This window comes from Streptomyces sp. NPDC045021 (assembly GCF_056432645.1).
In genome coordinates this window covers 340,484-365,645 of the sequence record NZ_JBWKIQ010000011.1, presented here as the reverse complement: position 1 = coordinate 365,645, position 25,162 = coordinate 340,484, and the positions used below count along the sequence as shown (strand labels likewise).

Sequence of the window (25,162 nt, the reverse complement as noted above, 5' to 3'; positions counted from 1 at the left end):
CCGGGATCTCCCCAGTGTCGGAGTCGGTGTCCAGAAGGACGATACGGCCGGGATGTTCGGACTGCGCGGAGCGTATGAGACCCCACACCGCCGACCGACCCAGATCCGTCACATCCTCACCCGGCAACACAGCCACCGCACCCCGCGTCACTACCACCAACCGACGGTCGTCATCGGCAGCCAACAGCGTTTGCAGTTCGGTGAGTACGGCCGTCAGCGCCTCGATCGGCTCGACCTGGGCGGGCACGTGCACCAGCACCGTTTCGCCGGCGGGCTCCGTCCCGCCGGCCCGCAGCCCGGACCATTCCACGTGGTACAGGTCCCGACCACCGGCGGACTGGGAGGCCTTCAACTCACCGGCCACGACCGGCCGCAGCACCAGCGCGCCGACGTCGGCGACCGGACCGCCCTGGACGTCGGACAGCCGCAGCGAGTAGCCGGAGTTGGCCGGGGTGACGCGGACCCGGAGGGCGGTCGCGCCGGAGGCGTGCAGAACGACGTCGGTCCAGGCGAAGGGGAGCTCGGCGCTCTCGCCGGGCCGGTCGATGCCGATGGCGTGCAGGGCGGCGTCGAGAAGCGCGGGGTGCAGGGCGTATCCCGTGGCGTCGACACCATCGGGCAGGGCGACCTCCGCGAAGACCTCCTCGCCCAGGCGCCAGGCGGCCCGCAGGCCCTGGAAGGACGGGCCGTAGCCGTATCCCTGGTCGCGCATCCGGTCGTAGGCGCCCTCGACCTCGATGATCCGGGCACCGGCGGGCGGCCACGCGCTGTCGGCCGGTCGGGCGGCGGCAGCCGCGTCCTCGGAGCGCAGCAGGCCTTCGGCATGCCGGGTCCAGAGGGAGTCGTCCGCGCCGGAGGGGCGGGAGAAGATCCCCAGCGCCCGCCTCCCGTCCTGGCCGGGTTCCTCCACGACGAGCTGGAACTCGACCGCACCGGACCCGTCGAGCAGCAGCGGCGCCTGGAGCGTCAGCTCCTCCAGTGCGGGGCAGCCGACCCGGTCGCCGGCCTGGACGGCCAGTTCGACGAAGCCGGTTCCGGGGAGCAGCGCCGTGTCTCCCACGGCGTGGTCCGCGAGCCACGGGTGCGTCTGGAGCGACAGCCGGCCGGTGAGCACCAGCCGGTCGGAGCCGGCCACCGCGACGACGGCGCCGAGCAGCGGATGGACGGCGGCCTCGATCCCGAGGGCCGAGGGGTCGGCGGAGCCGGCCACGTCGTCCAGCCAGTAGCGCTCCCGCTGGAACGCGTAGGTGGGCAGGTCCAGCAGCGGCGTGGCGGCAGGGCCGAAGAAGGCCCGCCAGTCGACCTCGACGCCCTGCGTGTGCAGTTCGGCGACGGACGACACGAGGGCCAGCGCCTCGTCCTGGCTGCGGCGCTGCGTGGCGATGAGGACGGCGTCGGTGACGCTCTCGGCGCCCATCGCGGTGAGGACCGCGTCCGGGCCGAGCTCCAGGAACGTGGTGACGCCCTGCTCCTGGAGGGTGGTGACGGCGTCGGCGAAGCGCACGGCCTCGCGGACGTGCCGGACCCAGTACTCGGGGTCGGTCAGCTCGTCGGTGGTCGCTGCCTGCCCGGTGAGCGTCGAGACGATCGGGATGGACGGTGCCGAGTACTCCAGGATGTAGGCGAAGCGCCGGAACTCGTCGAGCATCGCCTCCATGTGCACGGAGTGGAAGGCGTGGCTGACGGTGAGGCGCTTGGTCTTCCGTCCCAGCGCGTCGAAGTGCGCGATGACGTCAGCAACGGCCTCTTCATCACCGGAGACGACGATCGACGTCGGCCCGTTGACGGCGGCGATCCCCACTCGCTCCGTGAGCTGGAGCAGAACCTCGGCCTCGGTGGCCTGAAGCGCCGCCATCGCACCACCGGAGGGCAGTTGCTGCATCAACCGGCCGCGTGCCGCGACCAGCAGCGCCGCATCCTCCAGCGACCACACTCCCGCGACATGCGCGGCAGCCAGCTCGCCGATGGAGTGGCCCGCGAGCACCTGCGGACTCACGCCCCACGACGTGAGCAGCCGGAACAGCGCCACTTCCAGTGCGAACAGCGCGGGCTGGGTGTAGCCCGTCTCGTTCAACCGGCTGTCGTCGGCGAACAGCACATCCAGCAGCGGACGGTCCAGGTGCTCGTCGAACGCCGCAGCAACCGTGTCCAGCGCCTCCGCGAACACCGGGAACGCCGCGTACAGCTCGCGTCCCATCCCCGCCCGCTGGCTGCCCTGACCGGTGAAGAGGAATGCCAGGTCACCGGCGCCGGCCACAGCGGTCTTGGCCTCGCCGTCCACCACCGCACCCAGAGCGGCCAGCAGACCGTCACGATCAGCCGCCACCACACCCGCACGGTGCGCGAACCCCGCACGCGTCGTCGCCAACGCCGCACCCACCGACACCGTGTCCAGACCCGCATCGGCCAGCACGAAGTCCCGCAGGCGCGCCGCCTGAGCCTTCAACGCCTCCGGCGTCTTGCCCGACACCACCCACGGCACCACGGGAAGTTCAGCCGAGGAAACCGCGTCCGCCACGACCTCGACGGGGGCTTCCTCCACGATCACATGCGCGTTCGTGCCGCTGATCCCGAACGACGAGACGCCCGCACGACGCGGACGCTCGCCCGCCGGCCACGGCTGCGCCTGCGTCAGCAACTCGACCGAGCCCGCCGACCAGTCCACGTGCGGTGTCGGTGTGTCGACATTGAGGGTGGGCGGCAGCGTCTCGTGCCGCATCGCCTGCACCATCTTGATGATTCCCGCGACGCCCGCGGCGGCGGCCGTGTGCCCGATGTTGGACTTCACCGAGCCCAGCCACAGCGGTCGGTCGGCGTCGTGACCCTGCCCGTACGTGGCGATCAGAGCCTGTGCCTCGATCGGGTCGCCGAGCTTCGTTCCGGTGCCGTGTGCCTCGACGGCGTCCACATCGGCGGCGGTCAGCCCGCCACTGGCCAGCGCCCGCTGGATGAGGCGCTGCTGCGAGGGGCCGTTCGGAGCGGTGAGACCGTTGCTCGCGCCGTCCTGGTTGATCGCGCTGCTGCGGACGACCGCCAGCACCCGGTGGCCGTTGCGCCGCGCGTCGGAGAGCCGTTCGACGACGAGGACGCCGACGCCCTCGCCCCAGCACGTTCCGTCGGCCGCCTCGGCGAACGGCTTGCAGTGCCCGTCGGGCGCGAGTCCGCGCTGGCGGCTGAACGCGGTGAAGGCGCCGGGGCTGGACATCACGGCGACGCCGCTCGCGAGCGCGAGCGAGCACTCACCGGCGCGCAGCGACTGCACCGCGAGGTGCAGGGCGACCAGCGACGCGGAGCAGGCGGTGTCGACCGTCAGCGTCGGGCCCTCCAGGCCCAGGGTGTAGGCGACGCGCCCCGAAATGACGCTGGTGGCGCTGCCGGTGAGCAGATAGCCCTCGTAGCCCTCGGGGGCCTGGTGCAGCCGGGGCCCGTACTCCTGGGGCTCGGCCCCGACGAAGACACCGGTCGCCGATCCGCGCAGCCCGGCCGGGTCGATGCCGGCCCGTTCGAACGCCTCCCAGGAGGTCTCCAGGGTCAGCCGCTGCTGCGGGTCCATGGAGGCGGCCTCGCGTGGGCTGATGCCGAAGAAGTCCGCGTCGAACTCCGCAGCTCCGTAGAGGAAGCCGCCCTCGCGCGTGTACGTCTTGCCGGGCGCGTCCGGGTCCGGGTCGTAGAGGCCCTCCACGTCCCAGCCGCGGTCGGTGGGCAGCGAGCCGATGGCGTCCCGGCCCGACACCACCAGCTCCCACAGCTGCTCGGGCGAGCTGATGCCGCCCGGGTAGCGGCACGCCATGCCGACGATCGCGATCGGCTCGTCGAAGCCGGCGGCCGGGGCGGCGGCATCGCCCTGCGGACGCGCACCGGCCTCGCCTGCCGTACGGCCGTCGAACCGGACGCCGAAGATCTCCCACATCAGCTGCTTGGCCAGCGCGGTGGGCGTCGGGTGGTCGAAGGCGATGGTGATCGGCAGGTCGAGGCCCGTCGCGTCGCTGAGCCTGCGGTGCAGATCGACGACGGCCAGGGAGTCGAAGCCGAGCCGCAGGAACGGCTGCGACAGGTCGAGAGGGATCTGTCCCTCACGACCGGCCTTGCGCAGCGCCGCTTCCGCCTCCCTTCGGACCACCGCGAGAAGGCGTCGGTACTGCTCCGCCTCGGCCAGGCCGGCCAGTTCGGCCAGATCGACCAGCTCGGCCCGGTCGGCCGGATCGACGGCGGGGCCGTCTGCGGTGGACTCGTGGGATGCGGACTCGCTCATCACTGAACTCCAGTGTCGATTTCTGCGCGGGAAGAGATCAGGCGCGATGCCGACGTCACTTCACCGGCTCTGAGCAGGATTTCGGCCGGCGCGGGACGGCCGAGGAACAGCAGCAGGCTCGCGGTGGGCCCGTATGCGCCCACGTTGGGTACGGCGATCACGTCGCCGGGGTGCGGGAGGGGCATCTTGGCGGCGCGGGAGAGCAGGTCACCGGGGGTGCACAGCGGTCCGGCGAGGGTGACGACCGTTGCCTCCGCCGGTTCGCCGTCGCCGTCCTGCCCGCCCCCCTTCGGCTCGACCGAGAGCGGCAGCAGCCGCCCCAGTCCGGCCATTCCGCCGAGGGTGTTGATGCCCGCGTCCAGCACCGCGAAGGTCCGGCCGCGGCTCTGCTTGACGTTGGTGACCGTGGTCAGCAGCCGTCCGCTGTCGCCCACCAGGTAGCGGCCCGACTCGCAGGCGATCTCCGGGACGCCCTGTCGCCACTGCGGGAAGTGCTCGTCGAGGGTCTGCTCCAGTGCGGCGCGCAGATTCCCGTAGACGGGCCGGGTGCCGGGCACCGAGTACGGGGCCGCGAAACCGCCACCGATGTCCAACAGGCGCAGCGGTGTGCCGAGTTCGGCTTCCAGCCGGGCCGCTCCGCGAATGGTCTCCTGGAACTCGGCGATGAGACTCGCCTCGTCCTTGGAGTTGCTGAGGGGGAAGAAGTGCGCGCCCGCGACCCGGATCCCTTCCACCGCGCGGATCTCCGGCAGCAGGTCGGAGAGACCCTCCGCGTCGAAGCCGAACTGTGAGGGCGTGCCGGTCATCCGGATGCTGGTGGTCGCCGCGGCCGCCGCGCTGTTGACGCGGATCAGGGCGTCGGCGGTGGTGCCGTGCACGACCGCCTGAGCGCCCAGCCGCCGCAGGTCGCCGAGGGACTCGACCGAGAACGTGCGGACGCCCGCGGTCAGGGCGACGGAGATCTCCTCGGCGGTCTTGCCGGGCCCGGAGTAGAGGATCCGGTCGGCGGTGTGGCCGGCTTCGAGCGCGGACGCCAGCTCGCCGGTCGAGCACACCTCGGCGCGGCACGGCCGTTCGCCCTCGCCGAGGGCGCGGACCAGCCCGGGGTGCGGGTTGGCCTTGAGGGAGTAGAAGAGGGTGAACTGCTCCGGCAGGGCGGCCTGCAGATCTTCGCGGGCGGCGATGACGCGGTCCAGGTCGTAGACGTACAGCGGGGATCCGTAGCGCGCGACCAACTCCTCGTCGGTCACGGCGGCGGTGTCGAGGGCGGTGCCCCCGGTGGCCTCGGTGATGGTCATCCGGCGGCCAGCTCTTCCGCCACCAGGAGCGCCTCGAGCTGCTGCTTGGCGTTCTTGCCGTTGGCGGTCAGCGGGAAGTCGTCGATGACCTTGCACAGTGAGGGGACCTTGACGGCCTCCAGCCGCTGCGCCAGCTCCCGCAGCACGGTCTGCGGCGGCAGGTCGGCGGCGACGAAGAGCAGCAGGTCGCGGTCGGCGGTGGGCTTGAGGGCGGCGGCGTTCCGCACCCCTGGGATGTCCATGGCGGCGGCTTCGATCTCGATGGTGCTGACCCGCATGCCCTTGCGCTTGAACATGTCGTCGCGGCGGCCCTCGAAGTACAGGTAGCCGTCCGCGTCGAGGGAGCCGTAGTCACCGGTGTGCAGGCGGGTGACGCCCGTCTCCGGGTCGGTGCGGAAGGTGCGGGCGGTGATCTCCGGCAGCCGCCAGTAGCCGGCCATGACGTTCGGGCCGGTGACGGTGATCTCGCCGCTGCTGCCGGCCGGGACCGCGTTGCCCTCCTCGTCGAGGATGGTCACCTGGGTGCCGGGGAGCGGGCGGCCGGACGAACCGGGTCGCGTACGGTCCTCCTCGGGCGGCATGACGGTGATGCGCTTGCACTCCGAGATGCCGTACATCCGCACGACGCGGGCGTCGGGGAAGCAGCGCCACAGCCCGTCGATGATCCGCTGCTCCAGGGCGGCGCCGGTGCTGGTGAACATCCGCAGCTTCGTCGGCCGCGGGTCGCGCTCGGCGAGCCGGATCAGCGGGCCGCCGAGCGAGGGGACCAGCGGCAGGATCGTCGCGCCGGTCTCGCGGATCAGGATGTGCAGCTTGGGGTCGGCCTCCCCGTCGGCGAGGACGAGTTCGGCACCGGACAGGCAGGTCAGCAGCACCTGGAACAGGCCGTAGTCGAAGGAGAGCGGGACACGGCAGAAGACGACGTCGTCCGCGCGGTAGCCGAGCACCTGGTTGATCGCGTCGGCGGCGAAGGACATCTGCGCGTGCGGGCAGACGATGCCCTTCGGGGTGGCGGTGCTGCCCGAGGTGTAGATGAGGACGGCGGGGGAGTCGACCGACGTTGCCTCGGAGGTGACGCGGACCGTGGTGTCGGTGGCGGCGGCCCAGACGGCGCCCACCTCGTGCACGGGCACCTCCGTCAGTGCCTGGACGCCCTCCGCGAGGCCGTCCACGACCACGACCACGCGGGGCTCGCAGTTGGCGATGACGGCCTTGAGGTGGAACTCCTTCATCTCCGCGCTGATCGGCACCAGGGCCGCCCCGATCCGGGAGGCGGCGTAGAGCAGCGCCACCATCTCGCGGACGTTCGGCAGCCGGACGACGATACGGTCGCCGGCGCCCACCCCCTGCTCGCGCAGCCAGCCGGCGACGGTGTGGCTCTGCTGGACCAGGTTCTGCCAGGTCCAGGCGTCCCTGGAGTCGCGTACGGCGATGTTCTGGGGCCGCAGGGCGGCGGTCGCGTCCAGCAGTTCATGCAGCAGCCGCGCGGTGTCGGCGCCTCGGTCGGTGTGGTTGCTCACGGTGTCCACGGTGGTCACGGTCATCTCCTTGTCAGCTGCGAATCCGGCCGCGGTCCAGCAGCGCCTCGGCGCGGGACCTGAGAGTGGACCGGTCGATCTTCCGGTTGGGGTTCATCGGGAACTCGTCCAGGTGCTGGAAGAGCCGGGGGACCATCGCCTTGGGCAGGTCAGCGGTCAGCCGGCGGGCCAGATCGGCCGACGCGGCGGGCTCACCGGTGTAGAACGTGACCAGTTCATGGCTGCCGGCGACGGCCGCGGCCACCGTGACGGCGTCCTCGACCCCCTCCAGCCGGCGCACGCTGTGGCTGACCTCGGAGAGCTCCACCCGCCAGCCCTGCACCTGCACCTGGTCGTCGGCCCGCCCCACGTAGGCGATCTCGCCGTCCGGGTAGCGGCGTACGCGGTCACCGGTCCGGTACCAGCGCCGTCCGTCGTGCTCCAGGAAGCGGCCCGCGTCCTCGGCCGGGTCGAGGTAGCCGGAGAACATCTGCGGCCCGGTGATGCACAGTTCGCCCTCGCCGGCGCCGGACCCGGCGTCCACCGACCCGTCCGGGGCGAGCAGCAGGTGGCCGAGCGAGTCGTGCACCGGGCCGATCGGGACGACGCCGTTGACGTACCGCTCGTCCGGTGTCGCGGGCGACAGCCGGTGCCCGGTGACGGTGATCGTCAGCTCGGTCGGCCCGTACAGGTTCTCCACCACGGATTCCGGTGCGGCCCGCAGCCAGTCCTCGGCGTCCTGCCGGTGCAGGGGCTCGCCCGCGAACAGGCTCCAGCGCAGACCGGGCAGCGCGCCGGGCGACAGCGCGCCGGTGCGCCGGGCCAGCGCGATGCCGCCGGGGGTCGAGAACCACACCGTCATCCGCTGCTCGGCCAGGAACTCGGGCAGCGCCCGGTACGCCTGCATCGGGATCGGGACCACGCAGCCGCCCGCGCCCCAGGCGCAGAACAGGTCGAACATGGCGCAGTCGAAGGTCAGGTCGAACGTCTGCGAGAACACGTCGTCGGGGCCGAAGCCGTACCGCGCGTCGAGCGTGCGGAAGTAGCTGTCGGCCGCGCGGTGGCTGGTGGGCACGCCCTTCGGGCGGCCGGTCGAGCCGGACGTGAACAGGATGTAGGCGGTGTCCTCGGCCTCGGCCGGCAGCGGCGCCGCGAGGGCGGTCTCCGGCGGGGTGGCCGTGATGACGTCCGGGCGCGGGTCCGCGCCCGGGACGAGGACGAGGAGCGGGCCTTCGGCGGCGTCCCGCTGGTCCCAGCCCTCCAACAGGGCCTCGAGGACGGCCAGTCCGCGCCGGTCGGTGATCACCGCGTCGGCGCCGGCCGCCGTCAGGATCGACCGGTTGCGGGCGGCGGGGAAGTCCGGATTCACCGGAACCGCCACGGCGCCCAGGTACAGGGCGGCGAGCAGCCCGATGTACGCCTCGGCGGTCTTGGTGGCCAGAATCGCGACGACGCGCGGTCCGTCCGTCCCGGCGGGGGCCGCGTGCCGCAGGGCGCCGGCCCACGCCAACGCCTGCTCGTGGGCCTCGGTGTACGTGACCTCCTGGCCGCCGGCCCGGAAGGCGGGGCGGTCGGGGGCGATCGCGAGACCGCGCAGGAACCGGCCGTGCAGGGTGCGATCGAGGGAGCGGCCCGCGCCCGCCCCGTCCGCCGGAACCGCCGCTGCTGTCTCCGTGATCACGCTCATGTCAGACACCTGCCTTGGGACGCATCGCGTGCTTCGGATCGGCCAGTACGACGTCGAAGTTGCGCACCGCGCACTCCACCCGGCTGAACAGGGCGTCGGGGCCGGCCACCACCAGCCGCGTCACCTCGCGCCGGCCCAGCTCGGCGAGGACGGCCGGCCAGTCCACGGGTTTCACGAAGTGGTCGAGGAGCATGGTCCTGAGCCCCTCCGCGGTGTCGATGAGCCGGCCGTCCTGGTCGGCGAGGACCGGCAGATCGGGGTCGCGCAGCGGCAGGGCGTCGATGACCTCGACGGCGGCCCGGTCGCGCAGCCCGGTGAAGAGCGAGGAGTGCATCGGCGGGCGCATCGCGTACAGCGGCAGCGAGCCGATCTTCCGCAGCCGGCCGGTGAACGCCTCCAGATGCTCCTCGCGCAGCGAGATCATCTCGAACCCCTTGTCCAGGCGGCAGGACAGGTCGTACCACTCGCCCCGCTCGTCCATCCCGGCGAGCAGCTCGCGCAGCCCGTCGACGGGAGCCCGTACGAAGGACTGGGTGACGACGTCCCGGTGCTCGGTGGCGAAGTAGTCGGCGGTGCAACGGGCCAACCGGGCCGTCATCAACACCGCGTCGGGGAAGTCCAGGGCGCCGCAGAACGCCATCAGCGGCTTCTCACCGAAGCTGGGCCCCGCGCAGATCTCGGCCTCGGCGCCGAGTTCGGCGCGGGCCCACTGGGCGAGCGCCGTCGAGGCGACCATGAAGGCCACCTGCGCCGCTTCCGAATAGTCCTCGCCGGACTCGCGGAACCGGTCGAACACCGAGTAGCCCAGGGCCTCGTCGGCGATCGGCAGCAGATCGCGGGCAAAGGTATTCAGAAGCAGGAACCTGCCCAGGTCGGAGAAACGGGTGGGACCCATTCCTGGAAACACCATTGCCGTAGTCATCGCTGAAACCCGCCTTGTCGCGAACTGGCCTCGTCCGCTCTTTTCTACGGGCTGTCGCAAGGGGGAGTAACCCCTATGTCTCCCCGCCCGCGCCCCTTAGCAACACCCATACCGGACAGGGAATAGGGGTGGGCAGTCCGAGGGTAGGGGGTCGACGCTGTGGCACCTGCTTCGAAGCCGCGGCTTCAATGAGGTTCAGGCTGTTTCATAAATCGCTTCAATCGCCTGACCGAGTGGATGGGTGAACCGAACCATGACCATTGCCGAGGACATCACCTCGACCCGGCCGCAGACGCTGGCCCCGGTGACGGGACAGCTCCCGCCACCGCGCCAGGACCCGAGGTCCCGGGTGGCGCTGCTCAACCTGGTCAAACAGACGGTCAGGGACGGACCAGGCCCGCGCGCGACAGAACAGCAGTGGGCCAAGGGCAAACTGACCGTCCACGAGCGTCTGGAACTGCTCTTCGACGAGGGCACGTTCACCGAGATCGAACCGCTGCGCCGGCACCGTGCCACCGGCTTCGGCCTGGAGAACAAGCGCCCGTACACCGACGGTGTGGTGACCGGTTGGGGCGAGGTCATGGGCCGCACGGTCTTCGTCTACGCCCATGACTTCCGGATCTTCGGCGGCTCGCTGGGCGAGGCCCACGCCGAGAAGATCCACAAGGTGATGGACCTGGCCGAGTCGGCCGGCGCACCCCTGGTCAGCCTCAGCGACGGCGCGGGGGCCCGGATCCAGGAGGGCGTCACCGCGCTCGCCGGATACGGCGGCATCTTCCGTCGCAACGTCCGCTCGTCGGGCGTCATCCCGCAGATCAGCGTGATGCTCGGCCCGTGCGCGGGCGGCGCCACCTACTCTCCGGCGCTCACCGACTTCGTCTTCATGGTGCGCGGCACCTCGCAGATGTACATCACCGGGCCCGATGTGGTGCAGGCCGTCACCGGCGAGAAGATCTCCCACGACCAGCTCGGCGGCGCCGACGTGCACGCGTCGATCTCCGGCGCGGCCCAGTTCGTCTACGAGGACGAGGCCGAGTGCCTCGCCGAAGTGCGCTATCTGCTCTCGCTCCTGCCGTCGAACAACCGTGAACTGCCGCCGGCCGTCGGGACGGCCGACCCGGCCGACCGCCGGAACGAGTCCCTGCTGGAACTGGTGCCGGCCGACGCCAACCGCGCCTACGACATCCGGCCGGTGATCGAGGAGATCGTCGACGACGGCGACTTCTTCGAGGTGCACGCCGCCTGGGCCACCAACATCGTCTGCGCGCTGGCGCGTCTGGACGGTCACGTGGTCGGCATCGTGGCGAACCAGCCGGCCTCGCTGGCCGGCGTCCTGGACATCAACGCCTCGGAAAAGGCCGCGCGCTTCGTCCAGATGTGCGACTCGTTCAGCATTCCGCTGGTCACCCTGGTCGACGTACCGGGCTTCCTGCCCGGCAGCGCGCAGGAGCACGGCGGCATCATCCGGCACGGCGCGAAGCTGCTGTACGCGTACTGCAACGCCACGGTGCCGCGCATCCAGGTCATCCTGCGCAAGGCCTACGGCGGTTCGTACATCGTCATGGACTCGCGTTCCATCGGCACCGACCTGTCCTTCGCCTGGCCGACGAACGAGATCGCGGTCATGGGTGCGGAGGGCGCCGCCAACGTCGTCTTCCGGCGCGAGATCGCCGCGGCCGACGACCCGGACGCGGTCCGAGCCGAGCGCATCAAGCAGTACCAGGAGGAGCTGATGCACCCCTACTACGCGGCGGAGCGCGGCCTCGTCGACGACGTCATCGACCCGGCGGAGACCCGCTCGGTGCTGATCCGCTCCCTGGCGATGCTCCGCACGAAGCACGCCACGCTCCCGTCCCGCAAGCACGGAAACCCGCCGGTGTGACGGGCATGACGACACCGAGCGCACCGACACCGAGCGCACCGACACCGAGCGCACCGACATCGAACGCACCGACACCGAGCGCACCGGAAGCAGAAGCGGCGGCAGCAGTCGAAGCGGCGGGCTCCGCTGTGGGCAACCCCGCCGATGAGCTGCTCATCCAGTTCGTCCGCGGCGAGCCCGACGACGAGCAGGTGGCCGCTGCGACGGTCGCCCTCCTCGCCGTCCTCCGGCAGAAGGCCGTGGCCGACGACGAGCAGGGCGGGCGCGGCGGCCAGAGCAGCCGGCCCCCGCGCTGGACCCCCGACAGCTACAGCCCGCCGGGCGCCTGGGCCTACGGCTGACAGCCACGAACCGTCCGCCGGTGCCCCGGATCCGCTGAGGATCCGGGGCACGGCCATGTCCCCGTAACCACCGCGGGCGCGGGACACGCAGCACTGAACCCACCGCCTCACGTGCTGAGGCGGTGGGACGGTGGGGGGAGCGGGGGAGCGGAGTGAGGTCAGGGGGTCAGGCCGTCTGGTGCGCGCGGCGCGCGGCGACGGCTTTCGGGTAGCGGATCGTGAAGAGCACGGGGATCACGAAGCTGGCGACCTTGACGACGATCATGGGTGTTGTCGCGTGCGCGTCGGCGCGGATGATGAACGCCAGCACAACGGCGGCGGCCGCGAAGGCGAGCCCCCACACCTGCGTGATGACGGCGTTGGTCCGGTAGAACGCCTCCGTGCGGGCGACCTTCTCCGGTACGAGTTTGCGTGCGATGCCGAGGGTGAACGGCCGACGGATGAGCAGCGAGCCCCAGGCGGTGAGGGCGAGCCATGCGTCGACAAGAGCCGGCCCGTAACGGACCAGATCCGAGTCCGGTTGCGCGTAGGACAGCCAGGCGATCCCCGCGAAGAACACGAACGCGCTGGTCTCGATCACCATCTCGTCCCAGTTCTTGCCGGACTTGCGGTCGCGCCAGATCACCACTGTGGCGATCCCGAGCCCGACCAGTGCACCCTTGCGCCAGTCATCGCTCGTGGCGACGAAGGCATAGGCGATCCACGGGAGGAAGCTGATGAGGTAGCGGGTCATGGATAGCTCCTTTCTCGCATCCATTGCGACAGGTGGGACTAAAGCGCCCCTAAAGCGATCCGCGGCCCGCAAGGGCATCCAAAAAGGCTACCCCCGTCGGGCGACTCCTGCCCAGGTTTCGCTTTAGCCGTTCGCAAGGTGCCGATCGCACGCTCTCGTGGATATCGCTCCAATGTCCGCCGGAGCGTTGGATACGCATCTGGAGGAATCCATGGCCCGCCGCCTTTTCACGTCGGAGTCGGTTACCGAGGGACACCCCGACAAAATCGCCGACCAGATCAGTGACTCCGTCCTCGACGCACTCCTCGGGCAGGACCGCACCGCCCGGGTCGCTGTGGAAACCCTGATCACGACCGGCCAGGTGCACATTGCCGGTGAGGTCACCACGTCCGCGTATGCCGATATTCCGGCGATCGTGCGGCAGACGGTGCTGGATATCGGTTACGACTCGTCCGCGAAGGGCTTCGACGGTGCCTCGTGCGGGGTGTCGGTCTCGATCGGCGCGCAGTCCCCGGACATCGCGCAGGGCGTGGACACCGCGTACGAGTCGCGGGTAGAGGGCGGCGAGGACGACCTCGACCGCCAGGGCGCCGGCGACCAGGGCCTGATGTTCGGGTACGCGTGCGACGACACCCCCGAGTTGATGCCGCTGCCCATCGCGCTGGCCCACCGCCTCTCCAGCCGCCTCGCCGCGGTCCGCAAGAGCGGCCGGCTGGCGTACCTGCGCCCGGACGGCAAGACCCAGGTCACCATCGAGTACGACGGCAGCAAGGCCGTACGCCTCGACACCGTCGTGATCTCCAGCCAGCACGCGCCCGACATCAGCCTGGACTCCCTGCTCGCCCCGGACATCCGCGAGTTCGTCGTGGAGCCCGAGCTCGAAGCACTCGGCCTCACCCTCTCCACGGAGGGGTACCGGCTGCTGGTCAACCCGACCGGCCGGTTCGAGGTGGGCGGTCCGATGGGTGACGCGGGGCTGACCGGCCGGAAGATCATTGTCGACACGTACGGCGGCATGGCACGGCACGGTGGTGGCGCGTTCTCCGGCAAGGACCCGTCCAAGGTGGACCGTTCCGCCGCCTACGCGATGCGCTGGGTCGCCAAGAACGTCGTCGCCGCGGGCCTGGCCACGCGCTGCGAGGTCCAGGTCGCCTACGCCATCGGCAAGGCCGCCCCCGTCGGGCTCTTCGTCGAGACCTTCGGCACCGAGACCATCCCCGTGGCCCGCATCCAGGACGCCGTCATCCAGGTCTTCGACCTGCGCCCGGCCGCCATCGTCCGCGACCTCGACCTGCTGCGCCCCATCTACGCGCAGACCGCCGCCTACGGCCACTTCGGCCGGACGGACGCCGACTTCACCTGGGAGTCCACCGATCGGGCCGCCAAACTCCGCCAGGCCGCCGGTCTCTGACAGCCGGCCGAGGAAGAGCACCGGAGGAGTGAGTGACTGAGATGCGCACCGCCATCACAGGATCCATCGCAACCGACCATCTGATGGTCTTCCCCGGTCGGTTCACCGACCACCTGGTCGCCGACCAGCTCAAGAACGTCTCCCTGTCCTTCCTCGCCGACACCCTTGAGGTCCGGCGGGGAGGGGTGGCGGCGAACATCGCCTTCGGCATGGGGCAGCTCGGCCTCGCCCCGGTCCTGGTCGGCGCGGTCGGCCCGGACTTCGCCGACTACCAGGTCTGGCTCAAGCAGCACGGCGTCGACACCGACTCCGTCCAGGTCTCCCACGAGCACCAGACGGCCCGCTTCGTCTGCACCACCGACTCGGTGCAGAACCAGATCGCCACCTTCTACGCGGGCGCCATGTCCGAGGCCCGCCGGATCGAGCTCGCCCCCGTCACGGAACGCGCCGGCGCCCTCGACCTGGTCGTCGTCGCGCCCAACGACCCCGAGGCAATGCTCCGGCACACCGCAGAATGCCGCGAGCTGGGCATTCCCTTCGCGGCCGATCCGTCGCAGCAACTCGCCCGGCTGGACGGGGAGTCCGTACGGCTGCTCCTGGACGGCCCGCGCTTCCTCTTCAGCAACGAGTACGAGGCGGCGCTCCTGCAGGAACGCACCGGCTGGAGCGCCGCACAGGTGCTCCGGCGCGTCGGCACCTGGATCACCACCCTCGGTGCCCAGGGCGTCCGCATCGAGCGCGCGGGCGAGGCGCCGATCCTCGTACCGGCCGCCCCGACCACCGGCGCCACCGAACCCACCGGGGTCGGCGACGCCTTCCGGGCCGGCTTCCTCGCCGGCGTCTCCTGGGATCTCACCCTGCGGCGCTCGGCCGAGCTGGGCTGCGCCCTGGCCACCGTCGTCCTCGAATCGGTCGGCACCCAGGAGTACCACCTGGACCGCACCGACCTGCTCACCCGGCTGCGGACCGGCTACGGCAGCGCGTCCGCCACCGAGCTCGAACCGCATCTGTCCTACCTGGCGAGGTCGCTGTGAGCGTGAGCCAGGAGAGAGTGCGGCTGCTGCGTGACGCGTTCGCGTCGCGGGTCGTGGTGGGCGACGGCGCGATGGGCACGATGTTGCAGGCGCAGGACCCGTCGATGGACGACTTCGAGAACCTGGAGGGGTGCAACGAGGTTCTGAACGTCACCCGGCCGGACATCGTGCGGTCGGTGCACGAGGAGTACTTCGCGGCGGGTGTCGACTGCGTCGAGACCAACACCTTCGGCGCCAACCTCGCGGCACTGGGGGAGTACGACATCCCGGGCCGCATTCATGAACTGTCGGTGGCCGGTGCCCGGTTGGCCCGTGAGGTGGCGGACGGTTTCGCCACGCCCGACCGCCCGCGCTGGGTGCTCGGCTCCGTCGGCCCCGGCACCAAGCTCCCGACCCTCGGCCACGCCCCCTATGCGCTGCTGCGGGACGGCTACGAGGCGAACGTGGCCGGTCTCGTCGAGGGCGGCGCCGACGCGATCCTGGTGGAGACCACCCAGGACCTGCTGCAGACCAAGGCCGCCATCGTCGGCGCCCGCCGGGCGATGAGCGCCGCGGGCATCCAGCTGCCGCTGATCTGCCAGGTCACGGTGGAGACGACGGGCACGATGCTGCTCGGTTCGGAGATCGGTGCGGCGCTGACGGCGCTGGAGCCGCTCGGCATCGACATGATCGGTCTGAACTGCGCCACGGGACCGGCGGAGATGAGCGAGCACCTGCGCTATCTCGCCCGGCACGCGCGTATCGCCGTCTCCTGCATGCCCAACGCGGGCCTGCCGGTGCTGGGCAAGAACGGCGCGCACTACCCGCTGTCGCCGGAGGAACTGGCCGACGCGCACGAGTCGTTCGTGCGGGAGTACGGGTTGTCTCTGGTGGGCGGCTGCTGTGGCACCACGCCCGAGCACCTGCGACAGGTCGTGGAGCGGGTGCGGGGCCTGGAGCTGTCGCCGCGCAGTCCGCGTCCGGAGCCTGGTGCCGCCTCGCTCTATCAGACGGTGCCGTTCAAGCAGGATGCGTCGTATCTGGCGATCGGCGAGCGGACGAACGCCAACGGGTCGAAGAAGTTCCGCGAGGCCATGCTCGAAGGCCGTTGGGACGACTGCGTCGAGATGGCCCGCGACCAGATCCGCGAGGGCGCGCACCTGCTCGACCTGTGCGTGGACTACGTCGGCCGCGACGGCGCCGCGGACATGGCCGAGGTCGCGGGCCGTTTCGCGACGGCGTCGACGTTGCCCATCGTGCTGGACTCCACCGAGGTGCCGGTGCTGCGCGCCGGGCTGGAGAAGCTCGGCGGCCGGGCCGTCATCAACTCCGTCAACTACGAGGACGGTGACGGCCCGGAGTCCCGTTTCGCGCAGATCACGGCGTTGGCGGCGGAGCACGGTGCCGCGCTGATCGCGCTGACGATCGACGAGGAGGGCCAGGCCCGTACTCCGGAGCACAAGGTCGCCATCGCCGAGCGGCTGATCGAGGACCTGACGGCCAATTGGGGCATCCTCGAATCGGACATCCTCGTCGACTGTCTGACCTTCACCATCGCCACCGGTCAGGAGGAGTCCCGCAAGGACGGGATCTCGACGATCGGGGCGATCAGGGAGTTGAAGCGCCGCCACCCGCTGGTGCAGACGACCCTCGGACTGTCGAACATCTCCTTCGGGCTGAATCCGGCCGCCCGCGTCGTGCTGAACTCGGTCTTCCTGAACGAGTGCGTGGATGCGGGGTTGGATTCGGCGATCGTGCACGCCAGCAAGATCGTGCCGATCGCGCGCATTCCGGAGGAGCAGCGGGAGATCGCTCTCGATCTCGTCTATGACCGGCGTCGTGAGGGCTATGACCCGCTGCAGGCCTTCTTGGAGGCCTTCGAGGGCGTCGACATGAAGTCGGTGAAGGCGGGGCGTGCGGAGGAGTTGGCCGCGCTGCCGCTGGACGAGCGGTTGCAGCGGCGGATCATCGACGGTGAGAAGAACGGCCTGGAGCGGGATCTCGACGAGGCCCTGACCGTCCAGTCGGCCCTGCAGATCGTCAATGACACGCTGCTGGAGGGCATGAAGGTCGTCGGTGAGCTGTTCGGTTCCGGGCAGATGCAGCTGCCGTTCGTGCTGCAGTCCGCGGAGGTCATGAAGACCGCGGTCGCCTACCTCGAACCGCACATGGAGAAGTCGGACGCGGAGGGCAAGGGCACGATCGTGCTGGCCACCGTGCGCGGCGACGTCCATGACATCGGCAAGAACCTCGTCGACATCATCCTGTCCAACAACGGCTACAACGTCGTGAACCTCGGCATCAAGCAGCCGGTGGCGGCGATCCTGGACGCGGCGACCGAGCACAAGGCCGACGTGATCGGGATGTCCGGCCTACTGGTGAAGTCCACGGTGATCATGAAGGAGAACCTGCAGGAGCTCAACCAGCGCAAGATGGCCGCCGACTACCCCGTCATCCTCGGCGGCGCCGCCCTGACCCGCGCGTATGTCGAGCAGGATCTGCACGAGATCTACGAGGGCGAGGTCCGCTACGCACGCGACGCGTTCGAGGGCCTGCGGCTGATGGACGCGCTGATCGCCGTCAAGCGCGGCGTCCCCGGCGCCACCCTCCCCCCGCTCAAGCAGCGCCGCGTCGCCGCCGTGGACCGTCCCACCCGCGTCCCGGCGGCCCCGGAACTGCTGCCCGCCCGCTCCGACGTGGCGGCCGACAACCCCGTCCCGAAGGCGCCGTTCCTGGGGACGCGGATCGTGAAGGGCATCCCGCTCGCCGAGTACTCCTCCTGGCTGGACGAGCGGGCCACGTTCATGGGCCAGTGGGGACTGAAGGCCGCCCGCGGGGGCGGGCCTTCGTACGAGGAACTGGTGGAGACCGAAGGCCGGCCGCGGCTGCGGATGTGGCTCGACCGGCTGCACACCGAGAACATGCTCGAAGCGGCCGTGGTCTACGGCTACTTCCCGTGCGTGTCCAAGGGCGACGACCTGATCATTCTGGACGAGAAGACGGGCGGCGAGAGCCACCGCTTCACGTTCCCCCGCCAGCGCCGCGACCGGCACCTGTGCCTGTCGGACTTCTTCCGCCCCGACGGCGGTGAGCCCGACGTCATCGCGCTCACCGTCGTGACCATGGGGAACCGGGTCTCCGAGGTGGCGAACGAGCTGTTCGCCGCCAACGCCTACCGCGACTATCTCGAACTGCACGGGCTGTCGGTCCAGTTGACGGAGGCCCTGGCCGAGTACTGGCACTCCCGGATCCGCACCGAGCTGGGGATCGCGGGCGCCGACCCGGACAACCTGGACGCGATGTTCCGCACCGAGTACCAGGGGTGCCGCTACTCGCTCGGCTACCCGGCCTGCCCGGACCTGGAGGACCGCGCCAAGATCATGGACCTGCTCAAGCCGGAACGTATCGGCGTCGTTCTCTCCGAGGAGTTCCAACTGCACCCGGAGCAGTCCACCGACGCGATCGTCATCCACCACCCGGAAGCCAGCTACTACAAGGCGTGAGGAGGACCGTCCCCGCCATGACCACCGTTGTGAACGCGCCTACCAGGGTGAACGCGCCTACGACCAGTAACAATCTGCGCGATGTCCTCGCCGCCGGGCAGCGCACGTTCTCGTTCGAGTTCTTCCCCCCGAAGACGGACGCGGGCGAGCGCGTCCTGTGGGACGCGATCCGCCGCATCGAGGCCGTCGGGCCCACCTTCGTTTCCGTCACCTACGGAGCCGGCGGCTCCTCCCGTGACCGGACCGTGGACGTCACCCGGCGTATCGCCACCGAGACGACGCTGCGCCCGGTCGCCCATCTGACCGCGGTCGGCCACACGGTGGCGGAGCTGCGGCAGATCGTCGGCCGGTACGCGGACGCCGGGATCCGTGACGTCCTCGTCCTGCGCGGCGACCCACCGGGCGATCCGCGCGGCCCGTGGCAGCGGCACCCCGGGGGCCTGGACCACGCGGCCGACCTCGTCGAACTCGTGCGCTCCATAGGCGACTTCAGCATCGGCGTCGCGGCCTTCCCCGAACGTCATCCGCGCTCGCCGAGCTGGGACGACGACATCCGGCACTTCGTCGACAAGTGCCGGGCGGGCGCCGACTACGCCATCACGCAGATGTTCTTCGACGCGGACGACTATCTGCGGCTGCGGGACCGGGTGGCCGCCGCCGGCTGCGACACGCCGATCATCCCGGAGATCATGCCCGCCACCGACGTTCGGCAGATCCGGCGCTTCGCGGAGCTCAGCGACGCGACCTTCCCGGCCGATCTGGCCGAGCAGTTGGCGGCGGCGCAGCACGACCCGGAGACCGCCCACCGGATCGGGGTCGACCACGCGACGCGCCTGGCCCAGCGCCTGCTCGACGCCGGCGCTCCCGGACTGCACTACATCACCCTCAACCGGTCCACCGCGACGCTTGAGATCCACCAGAACACAAGGAGCGCAGATGCCGTCCCTCACCGCCGCTGATTTCAAGGTCGCGGACCTCTCCCTTGCCGCCTTCGGCCGCAAGGAGATCATCATGGCCGAGCACGAGATGCCCGGTCTGATGTCGATCCGCGCCGAGTACGCGGCGTCCAAGCCGCTGGCCGGCGCGCGGATCACCGGCTCGCTGCACATGACGATCCAGACCGCCGTCCTCATCGAGACCCTGGTCGCGCTGGGTGCCGAGGTCCGCTGGGCGTCCTGCAACATCTTCTCCACCCAGGACCACGCCGCCGCGGCGGTCGCGGTGGGCCCGAACGGCACTCCCGAGGACCCGCAGGGCACTCCCGTCTTCGCCTGGAAGGGCGAGACGATGGCCGAGTACTGGTGGTGCGCCGAGCAGGCCGTGACCTGGCCCGACGGCGGCCTGAACATGATCCTGGACGACGGCGGCGACGTCACGCTCCTGATCCACAAGGGCGTCGAGTTCGAGAAGGCCGGCGCGGTCCCGGACTCCGCCGAGGGCGACTCCGAGGAGTACGGCTACATCCTCGACCTGCTGCGCCGCACCCAGGCCGAGAGCCCCGGCAAGTGGACCACCGCGGCCGCCTCCATCAAGGGCGTCACCGAGGAGACCACGACCGGCGTCCACCGGCTCTACGAGATGCAGCGGGACGGCGGCCTGCTCTTCCCCGCGATCAACGTCAACGACTCCGTCACCAAGTCGAAGTTCGACAACAAGTACGGCTGCCGCCACTCGCTCATCGACGGCCTCAACCGCGCCACCGACGTCCTCATCGGCGGCAAGGTCGCCGTCGTGCTGGGCTACGGCGACGTCGGCAAGGGCTGCGCGGAGTCGCTGCGCGGCCAGGGCGCCCGCGTGATCGTCACCGAGATCGACCCGATCTGCGCACTGCAGGCGGCGATGGACGGATACCAGGTCACGACCCTGGAGGAGGTCGTCTCCGAGGGCGACATCTTCGTGACGACGACCGGCAACAAGGACATCATCATGGCCGCCGACATGGCCAAGATGAAGCACCAGGCCATCGTCAGCAACATCGGCCACTTCGACAACGAGATCGACATGGCGGGCCTCGCCAAGGTCCCCGGCATCGTCAAGGACGAGGTCAAGCCCCAGGTCCACACCTGGAAGTTCCCCGACGGGCACACCATCATCGTGCTGTCCGAGGGCCGCCTGATGAACCTCGGCAACGCCACCGGCCACCCGTCCTTCGTGATGTCGAACAGCTTCGCCAACCAGACGATCGCCCAGATCGAGCTCTTCACCAAGACCGCCGACTACCCCATCGGCGTCTACGTGCTCCCCAAGCACCTGGACGAGAAGGTTGCCCGCCTGCACCTCGACGCCCTCGGCGTGAAGCTCACCGCGCTGCGCCCGGAACAGGCCGCCTACATCGGCGTCCCGGTCGAGGGTCCGTACAAGTCGGACCACTACCGCTACTGATCGCGGCCGGGCGCCCGGCCGCCCGGCCGGGGGAGAGGGCGTGACGTGACGGGCGCTGCGGGGTTCATCTCCATGTGAACGGAACCTCGCAGGCCCGGCCCCCGCGCTTCAACCTCCTCGTCCCTCTCTTGAGGTCGCTCGCCGATCCGGCCGCGGTGCTGGCGGGGGCCGGCCTTGTCGGGGTGCAGGCGCTGCGGCTCGGGCAGTGGATCGTCGACGACGCGGCCATCACGTACGCCTACGCGCGCAGCATCGACGAGGGGTACGGCCCGGCCCAGCAGGCCGGCGCCCCGCCGGTGGAGGGGTACTCCAACCCGGCATGGCTGGCACTGCTGGTGGCCGGGCGGCGGCTGCGGCTGTTCGACCACGGGGCGCTGTTCGGGGTCTCGGACCTCGTGTGGTTCCCCAAAGCGCTGGCGCTGCTGTGCGTCATCGGGATGCTCGCCGGCGTCGCGATCGCCGCGCGGGCGGTGCTGCCGGGGCGGGCGTGGGCCGTGACGCTGCTCGCCGGGGTGGCGATGGCCGGGAACTTCTCGCTGGTGGTCTGGCTCTTCTCCGGCCTGGAGAACCCGCTGTACGGACTCGCCGTCACCGCCCTGGCGGCCGCGCTGGCCCGTGCCGTCGCCCGCGACGACCTGCTGCGGCCGCGCACCGCCGTCGTGGCCGGCCTCCTCGCGCTGCTCGCCGCCCTCACCCGCCCGGACGGCATCGTCTACGCGGCCGCGTACCCGGTGACGGTGCTGCTGCTCCTGGGCCGCCGGCGCCTCGGGCACCCGCGCGTCGCTCGCCCGTGCGTCGCTCACTCGCGCCTCGCTCGCCCGTGCGTCGCTCACTCGCGCCTCGCTCGATCCGTCCGCGCGGTCGCCCTGTCGACGGCGGTCTTTGCTCTTTTCTATGCGGCCCATCTGCTCTGGCGGCACGCGGAGTTCGGCCGCTGGGTGCCCAACACCGCGGTGGCGAAGTCCCAGCGGGCGCCGGACCTGGCCGGTCTGGCCCACACCACCGAGCTGCTCTCCTTCGCGGGCTGGACCCTCGTCCTCGCCGCGCTCGCCTGCACCGCCGCCGCGCTCGCCCGTCCGGGAACCCCCCGCCGGGCGTTGCTCGCCGTACTCGTCCCGCTGTCCCTGGCCCTGACCGCCTACGGGATGCTGCAGCGTGACTGGATGGCCCTCTACCGCTTCGCGACCCCGGTGTGGACGCTCGCGGCCTTCGCCGGCTCGCTGGCCGCCGTCACCGTCTGGGACCGCGAACGGCCGCGCGGGCGCGCGGTCCTGGCATCCGCGCTTCTCGTCGGATCCGTCGTGTCAGTGGCCGGACAGCGGCCCCGCGCCGAGGAGTTCCAGGCGGACCCGACGCTGTCGATGTGCTTCGTCGCCGACCGCTACGGCAGGCTCTTCAACACCTACGCCGACCGGCTCGGCCTGCCCGACGCCGGCCTCCTGCTCCCCGACCTCGGCGGCACTCTCCTGACCAGCCGGCTCCGCGTGACGGACCTCGCGGGCCTCACCGACCCCGCCATCGCGGACGCCTACGCGGCGAACGACACGACGCGCCTGCGCACGTACGTCTTCGACCACGTACGGCCCACCTTCATCCACGTCCACAGCCCGTGGTCGACCATCTCCGGCCTCACCCCCGGGGTGCTCACCGCCCACGGCTACGTCCCGCTCTCCACGAGTACGGACACGGGCGACTGGATCCGCCGCGCAGCGGTCCCCGACCCCACCCGCCTCGCGACCCTCCAGCGAACCACCCTCCCCGCCATTCCCCGGTCCATCCACCTCCGCACCACCACCCCCACCCACCCCTGCGGCCCCCGCCTCACCCCGACGCTCTGAAGCGAGTCCGCCCCTCATCGCCCGGGATCCGGCTGCTCCTGGCGGGCTTCCGGGATGCCGATCGGCATCTGCAGGTCCGCGTTGACCTGGCCGCCCAGCGTCATGACGTTCAGGGTCGCCGAATTCTCATTGGCGATGGCCTTCTCCACCCGCGCCACGAGCGTGACGAACGCCTTCCCGTCCGGCAGCCCGGCGTACGGCCCGACCTTGGTCTGGAAATACACCCGCTCATGACCGAGCAGCTGCTCCGTCGACCGGTAGTTCTTCCACTGCTCCCGGTACCGGTACACGCTCTCCAGCGAGACCGACACGACCACGACCAGGCTGAGCACCGTGGCGGTGAGCTTGGAGAACGGCAGATCGACATTGACGAGCACGGGCACGAGCGCCCCACCCACCACCGAGAGCGTCCGCATCCTCAGGTGCATGGCCTTGGTCTTGACCGCTTTCCGGTCGTACCACTTCTGATACTGCGCCAGCCTGGTCTCGATGTACCGCTGCGGGGTCATGGGCTCGGCGGCCGAGGCCTCGTAAGTCCCTGTGGAATTCGACGTGTTGTCATCGCTCTGCGGCATGGCTCGGAGTAGATCGCCGAGCGCCGACCGAGTCAAGCACCCTACGGTCCGCCCGCGTTGGCCCCACTCAGCGACGGGTGGCCATCGCCGCGAAGACGAGCAGCATGACCAAGCCGCCGGCGAGGACGATCCCGCCCCCCAGACGAAAGGCCAGCGGAGGAAGATCCCGCCGGTCCGCGAGTGTCAGGTCCATCCTCTGCTGGCCCCCGAACTCCTGCGCCGCCCGGCGGCGTCGGGACATCGCGTCGGCCGACCCCCGAATGTTCAGAGCGACCACCCCGCCACCGCAGGTGGCCACCAGGCCGAAGACCAGCGTGAAGATGAGGGCGCCCGCGCCCGAGCTTGAGGCCGACTCGGTGGCGGCAAGGTGCAGAAGCATGAACCGGATCCTGCCAGGTCCAAACGCATAAACGATCACACGATGATCACAATCACCGAGCGCGCCTTCGGCTGCATACGGCCGTAGATACGCGAAGACCCAGTCCCCAGCGTTTCCGCTGGTTACGGGGTCTTCGGACACCTCTTACAAGGTGCCCCCGGCAGGATTCGAACCTGCGCACCCGGCTCCGGAGGCCGATGGCGTCCCAGGGGTTTCCGCAGCTCAGGCAGGCACCTCTATGCCGGACGGCCCCGGCCATCCCGCGAATACGCCGTGGCCAGGGGATGCTGCGAGCGTCAGTGTTCCTCGGTCCACAGACCATCTCCTGCCCTGCAACTCGACGTTGGAACCGCCCCCTGACCCCTGGCGTCACAGGTAACGATCAAGGGAGTGAGCATGCAGGGTGATCCACCACTCTGGGTTGTCATCGCGGTCTGGCTGGTGGTGTCGGGGGGAGTGACAGTGGTCGTGGGCAGCATCGTCCTACTCGTGATCACCGTCGCCTTCCTGGGCACGAGCTGGATGCGGCGCAAGTGGCGGCACAGAGAGAGCCAAAAGCAGCACACAACAGCTCCGGCGGATAGCGCGGGCACTCGTCAGGCTTCGGAGAAGCTGCGACAGACCGCATCCACCCAGCACATCACAGACAACTGATTGGGCAGGGCTGCTACGTGCGGCTTTGCTATTGATCACCCCTGTGACCTGCGACTGAGGTGTCGGCCGTTGTCATCGTTGGTCACCATTGAGCGCCCTCTTACGGCCCCACGACGGCCCGAGAGAGGGCGCTCGCTCGTGAACCCCTGCACTTCGATACGAACTACCGGCGCGACGGTCGCTGAGGTCTGCCGGGCTGGTCAGTCGTGGGCCTGCGGTCGCTGAGGGTTCGTTACGGCCGTGATGGTTGCTGTACTTCGCTGCTGTACTGCTGTGCCTGCCGGCCGACGCGGATCGGCTCCGGTCGATCAGTCCCTCGACTGATCGACCGGAGCCGGCCTTGACCACTGACTACGGTCGGGCTGCGCGGCGTTGGTTCTTCCGCCTCACGAAGAGGAGAATCGCGCTTCCCACTGCGAGTGCGGTGGCTGAGGCGGCCGCAAGAGCGATTTCTTGCTCCGCGCCCGTCTCGGCGAGTTCACCCTTGTGGTTATCGCCCTGGCCCTCTCCGCCCTGGCCATGGTCACTCGGTCCATGATCGCCTGATCCGGGACCGCTGTGATCGCCAGGTGCACCGGGACCGCCGTGCTCGCCGGGACCGCCGTGCTCGCCAGGGCCGCCGTGCTCGCCCGGACCGCCCGTTCCTCCTCCAGGTCCCGCGGGTCCTGCCGGTCCTGCCGGTCCTGCCGGTCCTGCCGGTCCTGCCGGTCCCGCGGGTCCTGCCGGTCCGGCGGAACCTGTGGGGCCGGGAGCGCCGGTCGGGCCGGGGGCACCG

General features: G+C 70.5%; 18 protein-coding genes. 10 read left to right on the top strand and 8 right to left on the bottom strand.

The window, feature by feature from the left end; translation table 11 throughout:
* From AC07DC_RS30560 to AC07DC_RS30540, 5 genes are all read right to left on the bottom strand, one after another.
* Nucleotides 1–4,252, bottom strand: a 4,252-nt coding sequence (locus tag AC07DC_RS30560; RefSeq protein ID WP_478917713.1) for a type I polyketide synthase, incomplete at its 3' end; no start/stop codon positions are given.
* On the bottom strand, nt 4,252–5,550 hold the full coding sequence (locus AC07DC_RS30555; RefSeq protein ID WP_478917712.1) for a type III PLP-dependent enzyme domain-containing protein: 1,299 nt from the start codon (nt 5,548–5,550) through the stop codon (nt 4,252–4,254). The genes AC07DC_RS30555 and AC07DC_RS30560, both read right to left, overlap by 1 nt.
* Entirely contained in the window at nt 5,547–7,079 is a 1,533-nt protein-coding gene (locus AC07DC_RS30550) for an AMP-binding protein (protein WP_478917734.1), read from the bottom strand. Before AC07DC_RS30550 ends, AC07DC_RS30555 begins: the two co-directional genes overlap by 4 nt.
* 22 nt (nt 7,080–7,101) lie before the next feature.
* Nucleotides 7,102–8,754, bottom strand: coding sequence for an AMP-binding protein (locus AC07DC_RS30545; RefSeq protein ID WP_478917711.1), 1,653 nt, complete (start codon nt 8,752–8,754; stop codon nt 7,102–7,104).
* Between the two features lies 1 nt (nt 8,755).
* Nucleotides 8,756–9,649: an ACP S-malonyltransferase gene (locus AC07DC_RS30540; protein ID WP_478917710.1), complete on the bottom strand. Its 894-nt coding sequence runs from the start codon at nt 9,647–9,649 to the stop codon at nt 8,756–8,758.
* A 280-nt stretch (nt 9,650–9,929) separates the two neighbouring features.
* Here AC07DC_RS30540 and AC07DC_RS30535 point away from each other — a divergent pair, with 280 nt between their 5' ends.
* Nucleotides 9,930–11,558, top strand: coding sequence for an acyl-CoA carboxylase subunit beta (locus AC07DC_RS30535; protein ID WP_478917709.1), 1,629 nt, complete (start codon nt 9,930–9,932; stop codon nt 11,556–11,558).
* 5 nt (nt 11,559–11,563) lie between these two features.
* Entirely contained in the window at nt 11,564–11,899 is a 336-nt protein-coding gene (locus tag AC07DC_RS30530) for an acyl-CoA carboxylase epsilon subunit (protein WP_478917708.1), read from the top strand.
* 166 nt (nt 11,900–12,065) lie between these two features.
* Here the strand turns inward: AC07DC_RS30530 and AC07DC_RS30525 are convergent, their stop codons facing one another.
* A complete protein-coding gene (locus tag AC07DC_RS30525; RefSeq protein ID WP_164293354.1) occupies nt 12,066–12,632 on the bottom strand; it encodes a hypothetical protein in 567 nt (188 codons plus the stop codon).
* A 211-nt stretch (nt 12,633–12,843) separates the two neighbouring features.
* On the opposite strand from AC07DC_RS30525, the gene metK reads away from it, so the two are divergent.
* From metK to AC07DC_RS30495, 6 genes are all read left to right on the top strand, one after another.
* On the top strand, nt 12,844–14,043 hold the full coding sequence (gene metK / locus AC07DC_RS30520) for a methionine adenosyltransferase (protein ID WP_478917707.1): 1,200 nt from the start codon (nt 12,844–12,846) through the stop codon (nt 14,041–14,043).
* A 41-nt stretch (nt 14,044–14,084) separates the two neighbouring features.
* Nucleotides 14,085–15,077 carry a carbohydrate kinase family protein gene (locus AC07DC_RS30515; protein WP_478917733.1) on the top strand — a complete coding sequence of 331 codons (993 nt, stop codon included), beginning with the start codon at nt 14,085–14,087 and terminating at the stop codon, nt 15,075–15,077.
* Between the two features lie 2 nt (nt 15,078–15,079).
* The gene (gene metH, locus AC07DC_RS30510; RefSeq protein WP_478917706.1) at nt 15,080–18,559 is read left to right on the top strand and encodes a methionine synthase; all 3,480 of its coding nucleotides are present in this window, start codon (nt 15,080–15,082) and stop codon (nt 18,557–18,559) included.
* A 17-nt stretch (nt 18,560–18,576) separates the two neighbouring features.
* Complete coding sequence (metF, locus tag AC07DC_RS30505) at nt 18,577–19,518, top strand: methylenetetrahydrofolate reductase [NAD(P)H] (RefSeq protein ID WP_478917705.1); 942 nt, start codon at nt 18,577–18,579, stop codon at nt 19,516–19,518.
* Nucleotides 19,496–20,941 (top strand): adenosylhomocysteinase, encoded by a 1,446-nt coding sequence (gene ahcY, locus AC07DC_RS30500; RefSeq protein ID WP_478917704.1) that lies wholly within the window; start codon nt 19,496–19,498, stop codon nt 20,939–20,941. The genes metF and ahcY overlap by 23 nt, the downstream gene beginning before the upstream one ends.
* Before the next feature lie 74 nt (nt 20,942–21,015).
* Entirely contained in the window at nt 21,016–22,779 is a 1,764-nt protein-coding gene (locus tag AC07DC_RS30495) for a hypothetical protein (RefSeq protein WP_478917703.1), read from the top strand.
* Between the two features lie 14 nt (nt 22,780–22,793).
* Here AC07DC_RS30495 and AC07DC_RS30490 read toward each other — a convergent pair whose 3' ends face one another.
* Both AC07DC_RS30490 and AC07DC_RS30485 read right to left on the bottom strand, forming a co-directional pair.
* Nucleotides 22,794–23,354, bottom strand: a complete 561-nt coding sequence (locus tag AC07DC_RS30490; protein WP_478917702.1) for a DUF4231 domain-containing protein — start codon at nt 23,352–23,354, stop codon at nt 22,794–22,796.
* Between the two features lie 67 nt (nt 23,355–23,421).
* Nucleotides 23,422–23,733 carry a hypothetical protein gene (locus AC07DC_RS30485; protein ID WP_478917701.1) on the bottom strand — a complete coding sequence of 104 codons (312 nt, stop codon included), beginning with the start codon at nt 23,731–23,733 and terminating at the stop codon, nt 23,422–23,424.
* Between the two features lie 390 nt (nt 23,734–24,123).
* Here AC07DC_RS30485 and AC07DC_RS30480 point away from each other — a divergent pair, with 390 nt between their 5' ends.
* Both AC07DC_RS30480 and AC07DC_RS30475 read left to right on the top strand, forming a co-directional pair.
* Nucleotides 24,124–24,387 carry a hypothetical protein gene (locus AC07DC_RS30480; protein WP_478917699.1) on the top strand — a complete coding sequence of 88 codons (264 nt, stop codon included), beginning with the start codon at nt 24,124–24,126 and terminating at the stop codon, nt 24,385–24,387.
* Between the two features lie 569 nt (nt 24,388–24,956).
* Nucleotides 24,957–25,162, top strand: a 206-nt coding sequence (locus AC07DC_RS30475; RefSeq protein WP_478917697.1) for a hypothetical protein, incomplete at its 3' end; no start/stop codon positions are given.

Coding starts and splice junctions, on each gene's coding strand:
- AC07DC_RS30555 (WP_478917712.1), bottom strand. CDS start 5,550: ATGACCATCACCGAGGCCACCGGGGGCACCGCCCTCGACACCGCCGCC.
- AC07DC_RS30545 (WP_478917711.1), bottom strand. CDS start 8,754: ATGAGCGTGATCACGGAGACAGCAGCGGCGGTTCCGGCGGACGGGGCG.
- AC07DC_RS30540 (WP_478917710.1), bottom strand. CDS start 9,649: ATGGGTCCCACCCGTTTCTCCGACCTGGGCAGGTTCCTGCTTCTGAAT.
- AC07DC_RS30535 (WP_478917709.1), top strand. CDS start 9,930: ATGACCATTGCCGAGGACATCACCTCGACCCGGCCGCAGACGCTGGCC.
- AC07DC_RS30530 (WP_478917708.1), top strand. CDS start 11,564: ATGACGACACCGAGCGCACCGACACCGAGCGCACCGACACCGAGCGCA.
- AC07DC_RS30525 (WP_164293354.1), bottom strand. CDS start 12,632: ATGACCCGCTACCTCATCAGCTTCCTCCCGTGGATCGCCTATGCCTTC.
- metK (WP_478917707.1), top strand. CDS start 12,844: ATGGCCCGCCGCCTTTTCACGTCGGAGTCGGTTACCGAGGGACACCCC.
- AC07DC_RS30515 (WP_478917733.1), top strand. CDS start 14,085: ATGCGCACCGCCATCACAGGATCCATCGCAACCGACCATCTGATGGTC.
- metF (WP_478917705.1), top strand. CDS start 18,577: ATGACCACCGTTGTGAACGCGCCTACCAGGGTGAACGCGCCTACGACC.
- ahcY (WP_478917704.1), top strand. CDS start 19,496: ATGCCGTCCCTCACCGCCGCTGATTTCAAGGTCGCGGACCTCTCCCTT.
- AC07DC_RS30490 (WP_478917702.1), bottom strand. CDS start 23,354: ATGCCGCAGAGCGATGACAACACGTCGAATTCCACAGGGACTTACGAG.
- AC07DC_RS30485 (WP_478917701.1), bottom strand. CDS start 23,733: ATGCTTCTGCACCTTGCCGCCACCGAGTCGGCCTCAAGCTCGGGCGCG.